At 68.0% G+C, this 14,729-nt stretch carries 17 protein-coding genes; 8 read left to right on the forward strand and 9 right to left on the reverse strand.

The window, feature by feature from the left end; all coding sequences use genetic code 11:
• Positions 1-30 precede the first annotated feature (30 nt).
• Positions 31-948 (reverse strand): NAD kinase, encoded by a 918-nt coding sequence (locus tag CNE_RS05225; protein ID WP_013956090.1) that lies wholly within the window; start codon positions 946-948, stop codon positions 31-33.
• Positions 949-1,050: 102 nt separating this feature from the next.
• Here CNE_RS05225 and hrcA point away from each other — a divergent pair, with 102 nt between their 5' ends.
• The 3 genes from hrcA to CNE_RS05240 all read left to right on the forward strand — a co-directional run bounded on the left by hrcA (position 1,051) and on the right by CNE_RS05240 (position 3,699).
• Positions 1,051-2,085 (forward strand): heat-inducible transcriptional repressor HrcA, encoded by a 1,035-nt coding sequence (gene hrcA / locus CNE_RS05230; RefSeq protein WP_013956091.1) that lies wholly within the window; start codon positions 1,051-1,053, stop codon positions 2,083-2,085.
• A 106-nt stretch (positions 2,086-2,191) separates the two neighbouring features.
• Positions 2,192-3,307 carry a ferrochelatase gene (gene hemH, locus CNE_RS05235; RefSeq protein ID WP_013956092.1) on the forward strand — a complete coding sequence of 372 codons (1,116 nt, stop codon included), beginning with the start codon at positions 2,192-2,194 and terminating at the stop codon, positions 3,305-3,307.
• Positions 3,304-3,699 carry an RNA-binding S4 domain-containing protein gene (locus tag CNE_RS05240; RefSeq protein WP_013956093.1) on the forward strand — a complete coding sequence of 132 codons (396 nt, stop codon included), beginning with the start codon at positions 3,304-3,306 and terminating at the stop codon, positions 3,697-3,699. Before hemH ends, CNE_RS05240 begins: the two co-directional genes overlap by 4 nt.
• A 67-nt stretch (positions 3,700-3,766) precedes the next feature.
• On the opposite strand, the gene CNE_RS41690 is transcribed toward CNE_RS05240, so the two are convergent.
• Complete coding sequence (locus CNE_RS41690) at positions 3,767-3,940, reverse strand: hypothetical protein (RefSeq protein WP_013956094.1); 174 nt, start codon at positions 3,938-3,940, stop codon at positions 3,767-3,769.
• A gap of 275 nt (positions 3,941-4,215) precedes the next feature.
• Here CNE_RS41690 and grpE point away from each other — a divergent pair, with 275 nt between their 5' ends.
• Positions 4,216-4,776 (forward strand): nucleotide exchange factor GrpE, encoded by a 561-nt coding sequence (gene grpE / locus CNE_RS05250; RefSeq protein ID WP_013956095.1) that lies wholly within the window; start codon positions 4,216-4,218, stop codon positions 4,774-4,776.
• A gap of 88 nt (positions 4,777-4,864) precedes the next feature.
• On the forward strand, positions 4,865-5,296 hold the full coding sequence (locus CNE_RS05255) for a thioredoxin family protein (protein WP_013956096.1): 432 nt from the start codon (positions 4,865-4,867) through the stop codon (positions 5,294-5,296).
• 22 nt (positions 5,297-5,318) lie between these two features.
• Here the strand turns inward: CNE_RS05255 and CNE_RS05260 are convergent, their stop codons facing one another.
• Both CNE_RS05260 and CNE_RS05265 read right to left on the reverse strand, forming a co-directional pair.
• Positions 5,319-6,635: a phospholipase A gene (locus CNE_RS05260; protein WP_013956097.1), complete on the reverse strand. Its 1,317-nt coding sequence runs from the start codon at positions 6,633-6,635 to the stop codon at positions 5,319-5,321.
• 131 nt (positions 6,636-6,766) lie between these two features.
• Complete coding sequence (locus CNE_RS05265; RefSeq protein WP_013956098.1) at positions 6,767-7,198, reverse strand: DUF1841 family protein; 432 nt, start codon at positions 7,196-7,198, stop codon at positions 6,767-6,769.
• 102 nt (positions 7,199-7,300) lie between these two features.
• Between CNE_RS05265 and CNE_RS05270 the strand changes: the two genes are divergently transcribed.
• Both CNE_RS05270 and CNE_RS05275 read left to right on the forward strand, forming a co-directional pair.
• Complete coding sequence (locus CNE_RS05270; protein ID WP_041227826.1) at positions 7,301-8,239, forward strand: DMT family transporter; 939 nt, start codon at positions 7,301-7,303, stop codon at positions 8,237-8,239.
• 88 nt (positions 8,240-8,327) lie between these two features.
• Entirely contained in the window at positions 8,328-8,915 is a 588-nt protein-coding gene (locus CNE_RS05275) for a malonic semialdehyde reductase (RefSeq protein WP_013956100.1), read from the forward strand.
• 82 nt (positions 8,916-8,997) lie between these two features.
• On the opposite strand, the gene CNE_RS05280 is transcribed toward CNE_RS05275, so the two are convergent.
• Genes CNE_RS05280 through CNE_RS05290 form a run of 3 tightly spaced genes read right to left on the reverse strand, consistent with a single transcriptional unit; the run spans position 8,998 to position 12,286 of the window.
• On the reverse strand, positions 8,998-9,723 hold the full coding sequence (locus CNE_RS05280; protein WP_013956101.1) for a Coq4 family protein: 726 nt from the start codon (positions 9,721-9,723) through the stop codon (positions 8,998-9,000).
• 17 nt (positions 9,724-9,740) lie between these two features.
• Positions 9,741-10,724 (reverse strand): alpha/beta fold hydrolase, encoded by a 984-nt coding sequence (locus CNE_RS05285; protein ID WP_013956102.1) that lies wholly within the window; start codon positions 10,722-10,724, stop codon positions 9,741-9,743.
• Positions 10,721-12,286, reverse strand: a complete 1,566-nt coding sequence (locus CNE_RS05290; RefSeq protein ID WP_013956103.1) for a flavin-containing monooxygenase — start codon at positions 12,284-12,286, stop codon at positions 10,721-10,723. Before CNE_RS05290 ends, CNE_RS05285 begins: the two co-directional genes overlap by 4 nt.
• A gap of 84 nt (positions 12,287-12,370) precedes the next feature.
• Here CNE_RS05290 and CNE_RS05295 point away from each other — a divergent pair, with 84 nt between their 5' ends.
• On the forward strand, positions 12,371-12,997 hold the full coding sequence (locus CNE_RS05295; protein WP_013956104.1) for a TetR/AcrR family transcriptional regulator: 627 nt from the start codon (positions 12,371-12,373) through the stop codon (positions 12,995-12,997).
• A 7-nt stretch (positions 12,998-13,004) separates the two neighbouring features.
• On the opposite strand, the gene nth is transcribed toward CNE_RS05295, so the two are convergent.
• Together nth and rsxB are read right to left on the reverse strand one after the other, a co-directional pair.
• Positions 13,005-13,649: an endonuclease III gene (gene nth, locus CNE_RS05300; RefSeq protein ID WP_013956105.1), complete on the reverse strand. Its 645-nt coding sequence runs from the start codon at positions 13,647-13,649 to the stop codon at positions 13,005-13,007.
• Positions 13,646-14,452: an electron transport complex subunit RsxB gene (gene rsxB, locus CNE_RS05305; protein ID WP_013956106.1), complete on the reverse strand. Its 807-nt coding sequence runs from the start codon at positions 14,450-14,452 to the stop codon at positions 13,646-13,648. The genes nth and rsxB overlap by 4 nt, the downstream gene beginning before the upstream one ends.
• Positions 14,453-14,729: the final 277 nt, after the last annotated feature.

Below are 14,729 nucleotides of genomic sequence, written 5' to 3' on the forward strand. Positions count from 1 at the left end.
CTCAGGCTTGAGGGGCGGCTTGATACTGGCTCAGAGGCGATTGTCTTCGGAAGGATACTCGTGCCAGTGCAGCTTCTTGCGCAGCGTGGCGTAGTAGTTGTAGCCGACCGGGTGCAGCAGGTTGATGGATTTTTCGGAGCGCCGCACCACGATGCGGTCGCCCGGCAGCAGCGAGGTCAGCGACTGCATGTCGAAGTTGACGCTGGCGTCGCGCGCGCTGGCCACCTCGATGGTGACCTCGGCGTCGTGCGGCAGCACGATCGGGCGGTTGGACAGCGCGTGCGGGGCGATCGGCACCAGCACCACGCCCGACAGCGTCGGATGCAGGATCGGGCCGCCGGCGGACAGCGCGTAGGCGGTGGACCCGGTGGTGGTCGACACGATCAGCCCGTCCGAGCGCTGGTTGTACATGAAATGGCCGTCCACCGACACCGCCAGCTCGACCATGCCGGAGATGCCCGAGCGGTTCACCACCACGTCGTTCAGGGCCAGCGCGGAGAAGATGTCCATGTCGTCGCGCACCACGCGCGATTCCAGCAGCAGGCGGGTCTCGGCCTCGTACCGGCCGTCGAGCATGTCGGGCAGCACGGTGTGCGCGTCTTCCAGCGCGATGTCGGTCATGAAGCCCAGCCGCCCGTGGTTGACGCCGATCAGCGGCACGTCGTAGCCGGCCAGCTGGCGGGCGATGCCCAGCAGCGTGCCGTCGCCGCCCAGCACCACGGCCACGTCGGCCTGCCGGCCGATCTCCTCGGCGGACAGGGCAGGGTAGCCGGTTAGCCCGGTGGCCAGCGCGGTTTCGCGCTCGAACACCACGTCCTGCCCGTTGCGCAGGATATAAGAGGCGATCTCCTCCAGCGGCCCTTCGATGCCGGCAGTGGAGTACCGGCCCACCAGGGCGACGGTCTTGAACGAAGTGCGCACGGCGCTGGCTTTCGGGGGGGCGGACATGCGTGGATTAGACCATACCGCCATGACGGTTGTCAGCAGGCGCGGACGGGCGGCCCAGGCCGCCCGCCAGAAGGTCCAAAACTTGCGTAAAATCGGGGCATCATGGATGAACGCTCCAAAACGCTGCTCAAGACCCTGATCGAGCGCTATATTGCCGAAGGGCAGCCGGTCGGTTCCCGCACCCTGTCGAAGTACTCGGGGCTGGACCTGTCGCCTGCGACGATTCGCAATGTGATGTCCGATCTGGAGGAAATGGGCTTTATTGCCAGCCCGCACACCTCGGCCGGCCGTATCCCGACCCCGCGCGGCTACCGGCTGTTCGTCGATTCGATGCTGACGGCCAAGCCGCTGGAGCGCAACGCCGACCTGGCCGAGCTGACCGGCCAGATCCAGGACCAGCTCGGCGGCCAGCAACTGGGGCCGCAGCGCATGATCACGGCGGCGGCGCGCACGCTGTCCAACCTGTCGCACTTCGCCGGCGTGGTGATGACGCCGCGCCGCGCGCAGGCGTTCCGGCAGATCGAATTCATGCGGCTGTCGGACAAGCGCATCCTGCTGATCATCGTCAGCCCCGAGGGCGACGTGCAGAACCGCATCATCCAGACCGAGCTGTCATACACGCCGGCCCAGCTGATCGAGGCGGCCAACTTCTTCAACTCGCACTATGCCGGCATGAGCTTCGACACGGTGCGCGGCCACCTGCGGGTGGAACTGCAGGACCTGCGCCGCGACATGTCGCAGCTGATGCAGGCCGCGGTCGAGGCCGGCAGCGTCGCCGAGGACGAGGACGACGACCACGTCTTTATCAGCGGCGAGCGCAAGCTGCTGGAAGTGGAAGACCTGGCCTCCAGCATGGACAAGCTGCGGCGCCTGTTCGACGTGTTTGAGCACAAGACCAGCCTGTTGCAGCTGCTGGACGTGTCCAGCCATGCGCAGGGCGTGCAGATCTTTATCGGCGGCGAAAGCCGGCTGGTGCCGATCGAAGACATGGCGGTCATCACCGCCCCGTACGAGGTTGACGGCCAGATCGTCGGCACGCTTGGCGTGATCGGCCCCACGCGCATGGCGTATGAGCGCGTGATCCCCATCGTCGACATCACCGCGCGCTTGCTGTCCAGCGCCCTGAGCCAGAACTAGTGCAAAGACTGGCTGGTCTGACAAGCAGTTCCATTCCTACCTAGCGCGGCAATCGCCGGTGCGCCGCACCGGCGCCATCCCGGCACCGTGCCAACCCGGAAGCGACATGACGTTTTCTCCCGAACCGGCCTACCAGCACGGCCACGCGCCGCGCACGGCGATCCTGCTGGTCAACCTGGGCACCCCGGACGCACCCACGCCCAAGGAGGTGGGGCGCTACCTGAAGGAATTCCTGTCCGACCCGCGCGTGGTCGAGATCCCGCGCGTGGCCTGGCTGCCGCTGTTGCATGGGGTGATCCTGCCGCTGCGATCGCGCGCCTCGGCGCTGAAGTATGAATCGATCTGGCTGCGCGAGGCCCATATGACGGGCTCGCCGCTGCTGGTCTACAGCGAGCGCCAGGCCCATGCGCTGCAGCGGCTGCTGAACCAGCATGGCCATGAAGTGACGGTCGCGTGCGCAATGCGCTACGGCAACCCGTCGATCGCCTCGGTGCTGGAGGCGCTGCGCCGGCAGGGCTGCGAGCAGGTGCTGGTGCTGCCGATGTATCCGCAGTACTCGGGCACCACCACGGCCACGGCCTTCGACGAGGTGTTCCGGGTGCTGGGCCAGTGGCGCAACCAGCCCGAGCTGCGGCTGGTCAAGCATTTCCATGACCACCCGGCCTATATCTCGGCGCTGCACCAGCAGGTCGGCGCCTATTGGGCGCGGCACGGCATGCCGGACTTTGCCCGCGGCGACAAGCTGATCCTGTCGTTCCACGGCGTGCCGCGGCGCACGCTGGAGCTGGGCGACCCCTATCACTGCGAATGCCTGAAGACCGGCCGGCTGCTGGGCGAGGCGCTGGGCCTGCAGCCGGGCCAGTATCAGGTGACGTTCCAGTCCCGTTTTGGCAAGGCGGAATGGCTGCAGCCGTACACCGCGCCGACGCTGGCCGAGCTGGGCAAGGTCGGCGCGGGCCGGGTCGACGTCTTCTGCCCGGGCTTTCCGGCCGACTGCATCGAGACCCTGGAGGAAATCGCCATGGAAGGGCAGACCGAGTTCAAGGTCGCGGGCGGCAAGGATTTCCACTTCATCCCGTGTCTGAATGATGCCGATCCGTGGGTCGCGGCCATGGCCGAGATCGCGCTGCAGCACCTGCAGGGCTGGCCGCTGGCCACGCCGCATCCGCACGAACTGGAAGCACGGCGCACGCGCGCCCAGACCCGGGGAGCGGCGGCATGAATGTCGACTTTGCGCCGGATGCGCGCCAGCGCATTGACAAATGGCTGTGGTGCGCGCGCTTCTTCAAGACGCGCTCGCTGGCGGCCGAAGCGGTGGAGCGCGGCAAGGTGACCGTGAACGGCCAGCCATGCAAGAACTCGCGCGAGGTGAAGCCCGGCGACATGGTGGTGCTGGAAGCGCACCAGCAGCGCTGGGAACTGGTGGTGATGGGCATCGCCCCGGCGCGCGGGCCGGCGCCGGTGGCGCAGACGCTGTATGAGGAAAGTGCCGAAAGCCAGTCCCGCCGGCTGGCCGATGCCGAACGCCGGCGCCTGCAGCCGGAGCCGTCCGCGCAGATCCAGGGGCGCCCGACCAAGCGGGACCGGCGCCGCATCGACCACCTGAAGAGCTGAAATGACAACGCGGCGGCACCGGGAAGCTCCGGTGCCGCCGCGCAGTGGGCACAGGGTCAGGTGGCGCTTATTCCTGCGTGACTTCCTGACTGACGATAGGGACGATGTAGTGCTTGAACACCGCCTTGCCGCTGCCATACTCCGTATCGCGCGAGGTGAATGCGCCGGAAAGGCAGATAAAGACGGTCATGACCGCCAAGGCGGCCACAAGGCAGAGCGTCACGACTGGCAGCTTATGCATGGCCAACCTTTCGGAAGAGGCACAAAGTTGAACCATCTCCAGGACCCCCGACATTTTTGTCATTTTTCTTACTGAGAATCTTAGTGAGTGCGATGCAGCAAAGCAATAAGGCGTCGATTGCATATGGGTGGCCTTTGTAACCGTGTGTTTCCGCGTCACGCCAGCGCCACTCTTGAAAACCTGCGCCTTGCCACCACCTGCACGGAACACGCGCCGATTTACCACCCGCGGCCAGGCCCACGGCGGGCCGCGACAATGCATTGATACGGATCGACATGGAAGAACAGAAGCAGACGCCAACCACCCAGACGCCTACGCCCGCGGGCGAAGAGGCGGCCAACGCCAGCCAGGAAACCGGTGCGCCGGAAACCGCTGCCGTGGATGACGTGGCGGCCCAGCTGGCCGCCCTGGAAGCCAAGGCGCGCGAGCATTACGACCTGTATATGCGCGCCGTTGCCGAAGGCGAGAACATCCGCCGCCGGGCGCAGGACGATGTCGCCAAGGCGCACAAGTTCGCCATCGAGAACTTCGCCGACAACCTGCTGCCGGTGATGGACAGCCTGCAGGCCGCGCTGGCCGACGGCTCGGGCGATATCGCCAAGCTGCGCGAAGGCGTCGAACTGACCGCGCGCCAGCTGGCGGCCGCCTTTGAGCGCGGCAAGATCGTTGAACTCAACCCGGTGGGCGAGAAATTCGACCCGCACCGCCACCAGGCCATCTCGATGGTGCCGGCGGACCAGGAACCCAATACCGTGGTGACCGTGCTCCAGCGCGGCTACACCATTGCCGAGCGCGTGCTGCGGCCGGCGCTGGTGACGGTGGCGGCACCGAAGTAAGCCGGCCCGGGACGGCGGCGTGCCATCCTGGATTGCGACCTGACGCCCGGTGCCGGCTGGCCCGGGCGTTTGTCATTCTGGAGCGAGCATGACCACTGAACCAGGCGCCGGCTCGGCGCAGTCGTCCCCGGCCCCCCACCTCGACCACCGCGCCTTCGAGGCGTTCGGCATGCGCGAGGTCGATGACGGCATCATCGACGCCGCCATAGCCGGGGCCGGCGACGCGCTGGTGTGCGTGTTCTTCTGGGGGGTGGACTGCTTCAACTGCGAGATGGCCAAGAAGGCCATGCTGGCCAACCCCGAACCGGTCCGCGCGCTGGCGCTGCACTGGCTGCATGCCAACGTCTACGCGCATCCCGGGCTGGGCCGGCGCTTTGGCCTGCATGGCATCCCGGTGTTCATGTTCTTTCAGAACGGCAAGAAACTGGGCCGCGCCACTGGCTGGCATGGCCACGGCCAGTTTGCCGCCGCGGTGGCCAATGCGCGGCTCAAGGCCAGCGGTAAGCCGCTGGCCGGCTGAGCGGTCTGGCCGTTCAGCGGGTTCAGCGGGACAGCGCGTAGCCGATGCGGAACTGCCACGGCAGCTTGTGGTTGTAGTCCAGCAGGCTCTCGCCATAGCCGACGAAGTAGCCCGCCATCAGGTAGCCCGCGGTGCCGGGAATCAGCCGCGCCATCGGGTAGGTCAGCTGGGCGTCGACGCTGCCGTACCACTTGCGCGTGCCCTTGCGCAGCGTGGCGGAGAACTCCCATGAGTCCGGGCGCCCGTAGGCAATGCCCAGGTCCATGAAGCCGCGGTAGTGGGCGATGTCGGGGTTGTCGCCCTTTTCCACATAGGCATAGAGCTTGGGCGCGACGCGCCAGTGCCAGTCGTTCTGGTCGCCGAAGTAGAAGGTCGGCTTGACGAAGACCGTATTGATGCTGCGCGATTCGTCGCCGCTGCGGCCATTGGATTCATGCTCCAGGCCGGCCGCCAGCGACAGCCGGCTGATGACGTTGTTGCGCACGCCGGTATCCGACAGGTAATAGAACAGGCTGGGCCGGTAGTTGGTGTCGCGGAACGGCTTGGACTGCTCGGACAGGTCCCACAGCGAAAACTGCGTGTAGCCCACGTACAGGTTGTCGAACAGGCGCTTCGACGCCGGGTCCTCGCCCTGAAACAGGCGGTACTTGAAACTCAGCTGGAACTTGGCGTTGGCGCCGTCATGCGCGCCGACCATGAAATACATCGGGTCATGGAACGACAGCCGGGCGCTGTCGCGCAGGTCGGCCGGCGCGGGTGCGGCGGCGCCCGCCGTGGTGACCGGGGAGACCGGCACGGCTGCGGTAGCGGTCGCCGGCTCTGCGGCGTCGGTGGCCGGCTCGGTGCCGTTCGCCGCCGGTGCCTTGCCGGCGACCGGTGGCGCGGCGGTGGCGGGTTCGCCGGGCTGCGGCAGGCGGTTCAGCGTCACCAGTACCGGCGCGGCGTCGATGCCGGTGGCATCCAGCCGCACCTGGCCGCGCAGGGCCGGGGGCAGCGCCACCGTGTAGCGGATCGCGCGGTGCTCACCGCGGCGCAGGTTGACCACGGCCGGGCCCGAGACTTCGCGCCACAGCACCAGCCGCACCGGCGCCTGCAGGTCGCCCGAGGCGGTCACTTCGAGCGTGTCGGGAATCCGGTAGCGGCGCGTGGCGTCGTCGGCGCTGACCACCAGCGTCAGCGTCAGCGGCTGGTTGCCGTCGATCACGCGCGGCGGCTGCAGCAGCGCCACCCCGGCGTGGCCGGCCAGCGGCCAGGCCAGCATCAGCGACAGGCAGAGCGGGGCAACGGCGCGGCCGGCGGACGCGAGCCGGCGCCGGCGGGGGAGGGCAATACGGGGCATGGTTTGCGGGCACCGCGCCGCCATATGACGGCAACGCGGCTAGGGAAATGCGGACCCCAAAGCCTACCACGCACCCATCGGAGGGTTGTGACGAATTGTACGCAGCACTTGATGCGTCTCGCGTACCGGACTTAGCGGTTGGCGCGGCGCTTCACGCAATCGACGTAGTGGTCGCCGTCGGGCGGCTGGCCGGTGCGTTGTGCCTGCCACAGCATTTCGCCCAGGCATTCCATCACCTGGTGCTGGGCTTCGTGCGGGGAATCCAGCCGGCGCGCCAGCGCCTCATAGGCCTGGCGAATGCCGCGCGGCTGGTCGACCGAGACCTGCTCGGAGATCGACAGGTGCATCGACAGGTGCAGGAAGGGGTTGGTCTGGCCTTGCTCGGGAGTGTAGTCCTGCGACAGCGCACCTTCACTGTCGCGCAGCAGGCCGTGGTACTCGGGGTGCTCGCCGATCCAGTCGATTGCGATGGCTTCCAGCGGGGTCAGCACGCCGCCTGTGAGCTGCTTCTGCCAGGCATCGCAGAAGAACCGGCGGACTTCTTCTCGGGAGGGATTAAACATGGTGGCGACATTGTAAACGAGGGCCGCGGCCCGCGCTGGCGGCGCCGCTTGTTGCAAGCGGCGCCAAGTAGAATGCGGGATCGCCGACTTTCCGCCCGCTCGATGACCGCTTCCGCCCAAACCGCCCCGGACCACGCCCGCGACAAGCTGGCCGGCGTGCTGCTGATCGCGCTGTCGGCCAGCGCCTTTGGCGCCATGGCGATCTTCGCGCGCTTTGCCTACGCGGCCGGCGCGGATGTCTACGGGCTGCTGCTGGTGCGCTTCATGCTGGCCGCCGCGGCATTGGCCTGGGTGATGCGCACGCGCGGCATCGCCTTGCCGCCGTGGCGCCGCGTGCTGGCGCTGGCGGCGATGGGCGGCATCGGCTATGTCGGCCAGCTGTTTTGCTTCTTCAGCGCGCTCAACCATGCGCAGGCCAGCCTGGTGGCGCTGTTGCTGTACCTGTATCCGCTGTTCGTGACGATCCTGGCGGCGGTCTTCCTGAAGGAGCGGCTGACCACTGCCGCGGTGATCGCGCTGGTGTTGTGTTCGGTGGGCGCCGGCCTGACCGTCGGCGGCGGCGAGGGCTCACCGCTGGGGATCGCGCTGGGGCTGGCGGCGGCGGTGATCTATTCGGTCTATATCATCGTCGGCGCGCGCGTGACTGCCGGCGTCAACCCGATCGCCACCACCACGGTGATCTGCACCGCGGCGGCGCTGGTCTACGGCGCCGTCGGCCTGCTGCGGATGGGGGCGGGCGCGCCGCCGCAGTTCCCGGCCACTGCCGGCGGCTGGCTGGCGCTGGCAGCCATCGCGCTGTTGTCGACGGTGCTGGCGATCCTGACCTTCTTCGCCGGCCTGCAGCGGCTGGGCGCGGCGCAGGCGTCGATGCTGTCGACGCTGGAGCCGGTGGTCACGGTGCTGCTGGCGGCGCTGCTGCTGGGCGAGCATATCGGCGCGGCGCAGGCCGTGGGCGGCGGGCTGATCCTGGCCGGCGTGCTGTGGCTGACCCGCCGGGGCAGTGCGCCGGCGCCGGCCCGCGCCGATATGCAAGGGAATTGAACGGGTTGCTCAAAGGCGCTGTCGTGGGGCGCACAAGGCGTTGGGTACAATCGCGCCTTCTCTTAAATCTCGTACAGGAAAGAAGCGCATGTCCCAGATCGACAACGCCGCGCTGGCGCAGCTGTTCACCGAAGCCCGCACGCACAACGTGTGGCAGGACCGCCACGTGGACGACGCCGTGCTGCACCAGATCTATGAAGCGATGAAGTTCGGCCCGACCGCTGCCAACAGCAGCCCGGCGCGCATCGTGTTTGTCAAGAGCGCTGCCGAGAAGGCGCGCCTGGTGGACTGCGTGTCGGCCGGCAACGTCGACAAGACCCGTTCGGCGCCGGTGACGGCCATCATCGCCTTCGACACCGCCTTCCACGACCAGCTGCCCAAGCTGTTTCCGCATGCCGACGCCCGTTCCTGGTACGCCGGCAACGCCGAGAAGATCGCCCGCGACGCGCTGATGAACAGCTCGCTGCAAGGCGGCTACTTCATCCTGGCGGCGCGCGCGCTGGGCCTGGACTGCGGCCCGATGGGCGGCTTCGATGCCGACAAGGTCAACGCGGCCTTCTTCCCTGACGGCAAGTGGCAGGTCAACTTCCTGTGCAACCTGGGCTACGGTGAGGCCGACAAGCTGTTCCCGCGCGGCCCGCGCCTGTCGTTCGACGAAGCCTGCCGCATCGTCTGAACGCGCTGCGCACCAACGGTGCCAGACAAAAAAAGCGACCCGCCGTGGTCGCTTTTTTTTTGTCTGGCGCGCGGCGGCGGCTTCAGGCCGTCCACTCCTGCACGGGATTGCAGGCCAGGTAGCGCTGGGGTTCGGCAATGCCAAGCCGCGCGCGGGCCGCGTCGATGGGTTCATGCAGCAGGTTCTCGTAGTCCTCGCCCAACAGCCATTGGGCGCGGCGGCCCAGCCGGTAGCCCTCCAGCACGGCCCGCGCAAAGGCCAGGCTGCCGCTCACGCGCAGGCTCTTCAGCGACGCCGCGATGGCGATGAAGGCCCAGCCCTTGCCGCCGGTCTGGGCATAGCTGAATGCCACCAGTGCGGCTTCGCCAAGGCTTTCATCGGCCCGGTAGCCGGTAAGCACATGCCAGATGTCGTGGATGTCGCGGGTACGCCGGCCGAACCACATGTAGGCGTCCTCGACCACGGGCTCCTGGTCCAGGTTCGAGACCTTGGCCAGCCCGTCAGCGCTGTAGCCGGTCTGTTCCAGGAAGGCGCGATAGGCCGCGCCCACCGTGCCCGGTGCGAACCTGGCCACGTAGGCGGGATCGGACAGGCGCTCCGCCAGCTCGACGCGCTGGTAGACCATGCGCCGCCCGTCCGGTGTGCTCAGCAGGCGGCTGAAGTTGCGGGGCATGGACGGCCCGTTGAGTGCGCGCATGATGCGGAACACCTGCTCCGTGTCGTTGCCATTCGCCATCAGCTTGCGAACGGCCTGGAACGCGGTGAAGACATCCTGCTTGTAGGGGTTGGAACCGGTGGTGGTGGCCATGGGCGGGGCTCCGTGGATCAGGCGACCTGCGCCTGGGCCGGCGCGGGTACATGCAGCCGGGCGGCGGTGTCGCGGACGAAATCGACGCTGGTATCGACGGCGGTCACCGGCAGCATATGCCCGCCGCTGACCAATGTCAGCGTGGCGCCGGGGACCTTGGCGACAAGCGCTTCGCCATGCTCGGCAAAGTCCAGGATGTGGTCTTCGCGGCCGTAGAGGACACTGACCGGCACGCGCAGCGTGCCATAGCGGTGCAGCAGCGCCGGCAGGCTATGCGCGGCACCGATCAGGTCTTCGGACGCGGCCAGGAAGTGGCAGGGCCGCAGCGCCAGCAGGCCGCCTCCGCGCGTCGGGAAGTCGTCCGGCACCGGGTCCGGGCCGAATACGATGTCCATCACGGCTTCGCGGCGCCGTATCGACATCGGCACCACCAGCGTCCATGCCATCAGCCGGCGCAGCCACGCGCTGTGCACGGCCATGGCCTGGAACACCGGCGAGATCGCCTTGGGCGGGTGCGTGAGCGGCGCGATCAGTGCCAGCCCGCCCACGCGTTCGGGGTGGTGGATGGCCAGCGCCAGCGCAATGGCACCGCCCAGCGAATGGCCCACCACCAGCGGACGCTCCAGGCCAAGCTTGTCGCACAGCGCGGCGAGCGCCGCGGCCTGTGCCGGCAGGTCCGCGGCGCTGCCCGGCGTGCGTGTGGAGTGGCCCGCGCCGGGGCGGTCGACGGCGATCACGCGGAAGTGCTCGGCAAGCGGCCCGATCATGCCGTAGCCAAAATTCTCAAGCTGGCCAGACAAGCCATGCACCAGCAGCACCGCCGGGCCCTGGCCGCGCTCCACCACATGCAGCCGCGCGCCGGGCACATCGACAAAGCGGCCGGGCGGCGGCATGGCGGCTTCGATGCGCCGGGCGGTGCGCCACGTGTACAGATACAGCGACGCGCCCAGCACCAGGATCAGCCCGATCAGCACCGCGAAGACGGTCAGGACGATGGTCATGATTGCACCTCGCTGGCGGCAACGGCCGGCACCGTGTTTTTGTTCGTGGTGTCCTGGCTGTCCCGGTGCGCCCGGTGTGCCAGGGGAGAGGGAGGCGGGACATCGAACTGCAACACGCCGTCTGCGATGCGCCCGTGCCGAATCGTCAGCAGGTCCTTCAGGTAGTTCTGGTGCACGCGCCATGGCTTGCGATGCCCTTGCCGGGGCAGCACGGTGGCGGCACGCTGCACGTAGCCGGAGGTGAAATCCAGGAACGGGGTCGGCTCAACGTCAGCGGGGGCGCGCGGCACGGCAATGCGGTGGGCGTGGCGATCCATATGACGCAGCAGGCGGCAGACGTACTCGGCTGTGAGGTCGGCCTTGAGCGTCCACGAGGCATTGGTGTACCCGAAGGCCAGCACCAGGTTGGGCACATCGCTCAGCATCATCCCCTTGTAGGCCAGGCATTCGGCGGGGCGGCGCGGCTGGCCGTCTACAGTGAGCGCAATGTCGCCCAGCATGTTCAGCTTCAGGCCGGTGGCCACCACCACGACATCCGCGGCCAGCGTCTTGCCGCTGGCCAGCACGATGCCGTCTTCGGTAAACCGGTCGATGGTGTCGGTCACCACCGATGCGTGCCCGTCGCGGATCGCGCGGAACAGGTCGCCGTCGGGCACCAGGCACAGGCGCTGGTCCCACGGCCTGTAGCGGGGCGTGAAGTGGGTGCCGACGTCATAGCCTGGCGTCAGTTGCGCTGCCGCCATGCCGATCAGGCGCTGCCTGACGCGATCCGGCCGGCGCCGCGCCAGCTGGAAGAACATCATGCCCAGCAGCACGTTCTTCCAGCGCGTGGCGGCGTAGGCCAGCCGCTCCGGCAGGATGCGGCGCAGCTTGTGGGCGATGGCGTCCTCGCCGGGGCGCGTCACGATATAGGTGGGAGAGCGCTGCAGCATCGTCACGTGCGCGGCGCTCTTCGCCATGGCCGGCACCAGCGTGACCGCCGTGGCGCCGCTGCCGATCACCACCACGCGCTTGCCGGCGTAGTCGAGCGATTCGTCCCAGAACTGCGGATGCACCATGCTGCCGCGGAATTGTTCTTCGCCTGCAAATTCGGGCCGGTGGCCCTCGGCATAGCTGTAATAGCCCGCGCACACATAGAGCAAGCGTGCGCGCAGGCGCAGCCGGCTGTGGTCCGCCGTGTGTTCGGCTTCGACCGTCCAGCAGGCTGAGGCGCTGTCCCATGCCGCGCTGATGACCCGATGGCCAAAGCGGATATGTGACGTGATGCCGGCCTCTTCGGCGGTTTCGCGGATGTAGGCGCGAATCGACGGCCCGTCGGCGATGGCCTTGGCGCCGCGCCAGGGCTTGAAGCGGTAGCCCAGCGTGTACATGTCCGAATCCGAGCGGATGCCGGGGTAGCGGAACAGGTCCCAGGTGCCGCCCATGGCCTCGCGCGCCTCCAGGATGGCGTAGCGCTTGCCGGGGCAGCGCATTTGCAGCTGGCGCGCGGCGCCAATGCCGGACAGGCCGGCGCCTACGATCAGGACATCGAGGACTGCGTCATCGGAACTTGGGGCGGTCATGGCGGATCCGGACGAGTGGCGCTTCTGACAACATAGATTGTCAGAAGCGATCCGGCAAGTAATCTGACAATAGGGAATGTCATAATGGCGCACATGACGACCGAGCTCACCCCCGCGCGCCGCTACCGCGGCGCCGAAGCCGAAGAACGACGTGCCCAGCGCCGTGTGCAGCTGATTGCCGCGGCCGTGCAGGTCTACGGCGAGCGCGGCTACCAGAACGCCACCGTCAAGGCCGTGTGCGAGGCCGCGGGCCTGACCGAACGGTATTTCTATGAGTCGTTCGCCAACAGCGAGGCCTTGCTGCTGGCATCGTTTCAAACAGTGACCCACCGCTTGCTGCACACCCTCGCCCTGGCGGGCGAGGGGGCCGGAGGCGACGGCCAGCAACGCGCGCTGGCCATGCTGCGCGCCTATTTCGGGGCGCTGCAGCGCGAGCCGCGTTCAGCGCGGGTGTTCCTGGTGGAAATCCGCGGCGTCAGCAAGCTGGTCGACGGGGCGCTGGCGGAGTCGCTGGATGAATTCGGCGGGATGCTGGCGCAAGCGCTGCTGCCGCCGGGACGCAAGCTGGATCCGTTGCTGACGGCGGGGGTGGCGGGCGGGGTGGTCCACATCGCCCTGCGCTGGATCACGCATGGTTACGCGCCCGATGTGGAGGTGGTCGCGCGCACGGCGCTACAGCTGGCCCTGGTGCTGGCGCACGAGCCGGACTAGCCTCGGGTCACAACTGCGGCGCCGGCGTCTTTTCCCTGAACTCGCATAGCGGCTCGATCACGCAGTGCCAGCACTCGGGCTTGCGCGCCTTGCAGACGTAGCGGCCGTGCAGGATCAGCCAGTGGTGGGCATCGTGCAGAAACTCATGCGGCACGCACTTGAGCAGCTTCTGCTCGACGATCTGCACGGTCTTGCCCGGCGCCAGCCCGGTGCGGTTCGCTACCCGGAAGATATGCGTGTCCACCGCGATGGTGGGCTCGCCGAACGCGGTGTTGAGCACCACGTTGGCGGTCTTGCGGCCCACGCCCGGCAGGGCCTCCAGCGCTTCGCGATCGGGCGGGACCTTGCCGCCGTGGCGCTCGACCAGGATGTGGCAGGTTTCAATCACGTGCTTCGCCTTGGTCTTGTACAGCCCGATGGTCTTGATGTACTCGCTGAGGCCGGCTTCGCCCAGGTCCAGCATCTGCCGCGGGGTATGCGCCACCGGGAACAGCCGTCGCGTGGCCTTGTTGACGCCGACGTCGGTCGCCTGCGCCGACAGCAGCACGGCGATCAGCAACTCGAACGGCGAGCTGTATTCCAGCTCGGTGGCCGGGGCTGGGTTGGTTTCGCGCAGCGTCTCAAAGATGGCACGGCACTTGGCGGCGTTCATTTTTCTTCTGGGTCGGTATTGGCGTTCTGGTCGGATCCAGGCCTGGTAAGCCCCGCACGCGCGCGCCGTGCTTCGGCGGCGTCGATCTGGGCCTGCACCGCAGCCGAGACGTTCTCCGTGTTGCGCGGTTGCGCGGCCTGCTGCTTCTGCCGGGCGCGTTCGATCGCGGCCTGGATGATGGCGCGCTTGCGTTCCTGCGCGGCGCGCTCGGCATCGTTCTCCGGCGCTTCGGCCTGCACCGCGGCCAGCTTGGCGGCGGCCTTGGCGGCCAGGCGCGCGTCGTTTTCCTCGCGCTCGCGCACCAGCCGCGCATTGCGCGCCAGGAAGCGCGCGTGCGCGGCATCGGCCTGCGCCTGCGACCACGCGGCCCAGCCGGTGCGTTCGCCGGTGACCGGGACCATGTCGATGCAGTCGACCGGGCAGGGCGCCACGCACAGGTCGCAGCCGGTGCACCAGTCAGGGATCACCGTATGCATCTGCTTGGCGGCGCCGGCAATCGCATCGACCGGGCAGGCCTGGATGCAAAGCGTGCAGCCGATGCAAAGGCTCTCGTCGATGCGGGCCACCGCGCGCGGCTGTTCGCTGCCGCGTTCCGGGTCCAGCGGCAGCGGTTCGGCGCCCAGCACCGCGGCCAGGCGCACGATGCCTTCCGCGCCGCCGGGCGGGCAGCGGTTGCAGGGGGCTTCGCCGCTGGCCATGGCTTCAGCGTAGGGGCGGCAGCCGTTGAAGCCGCATTTGGTGCACTGGGTCTGGGGCAGCAGCGCTTCGATGCGGTCGGCGAGGGACTTGACGGCGGGATTCACGACTACGGGCAGGAAATCAGGGGACAAAACAGGGACCAAGGCCGGATCAGAACGGTCAAGACACGAAATTTGCGGGGCACTGTGAGGGTTTGGCGACATAACAGCCGAACCCTGCGGCGGACAATAGGCCAGCGACCCTGCGGCACCGGGATCTCTGTGAACCCCTGCGAGCCATCGCGCCGCAAGGATTATCCCCGATTTCGCCGGCGGGCAGAAACGGCGATGATGCGCGCACCACCGGATTGCCGCATTCCGGCCTATGCCATAATCCGCGCAA

The sequence above is a fragment of the Cupriavidus necator N-1 genome, assembly GCF_000219215.1.
Classification (GTDB): domain Bacteria; phylum Pseudomonadota; class Gammaproteobacteria; order Burkholderiales; family Burkholderiaceae; genus Cupriavidus; species Cupriavidus necator.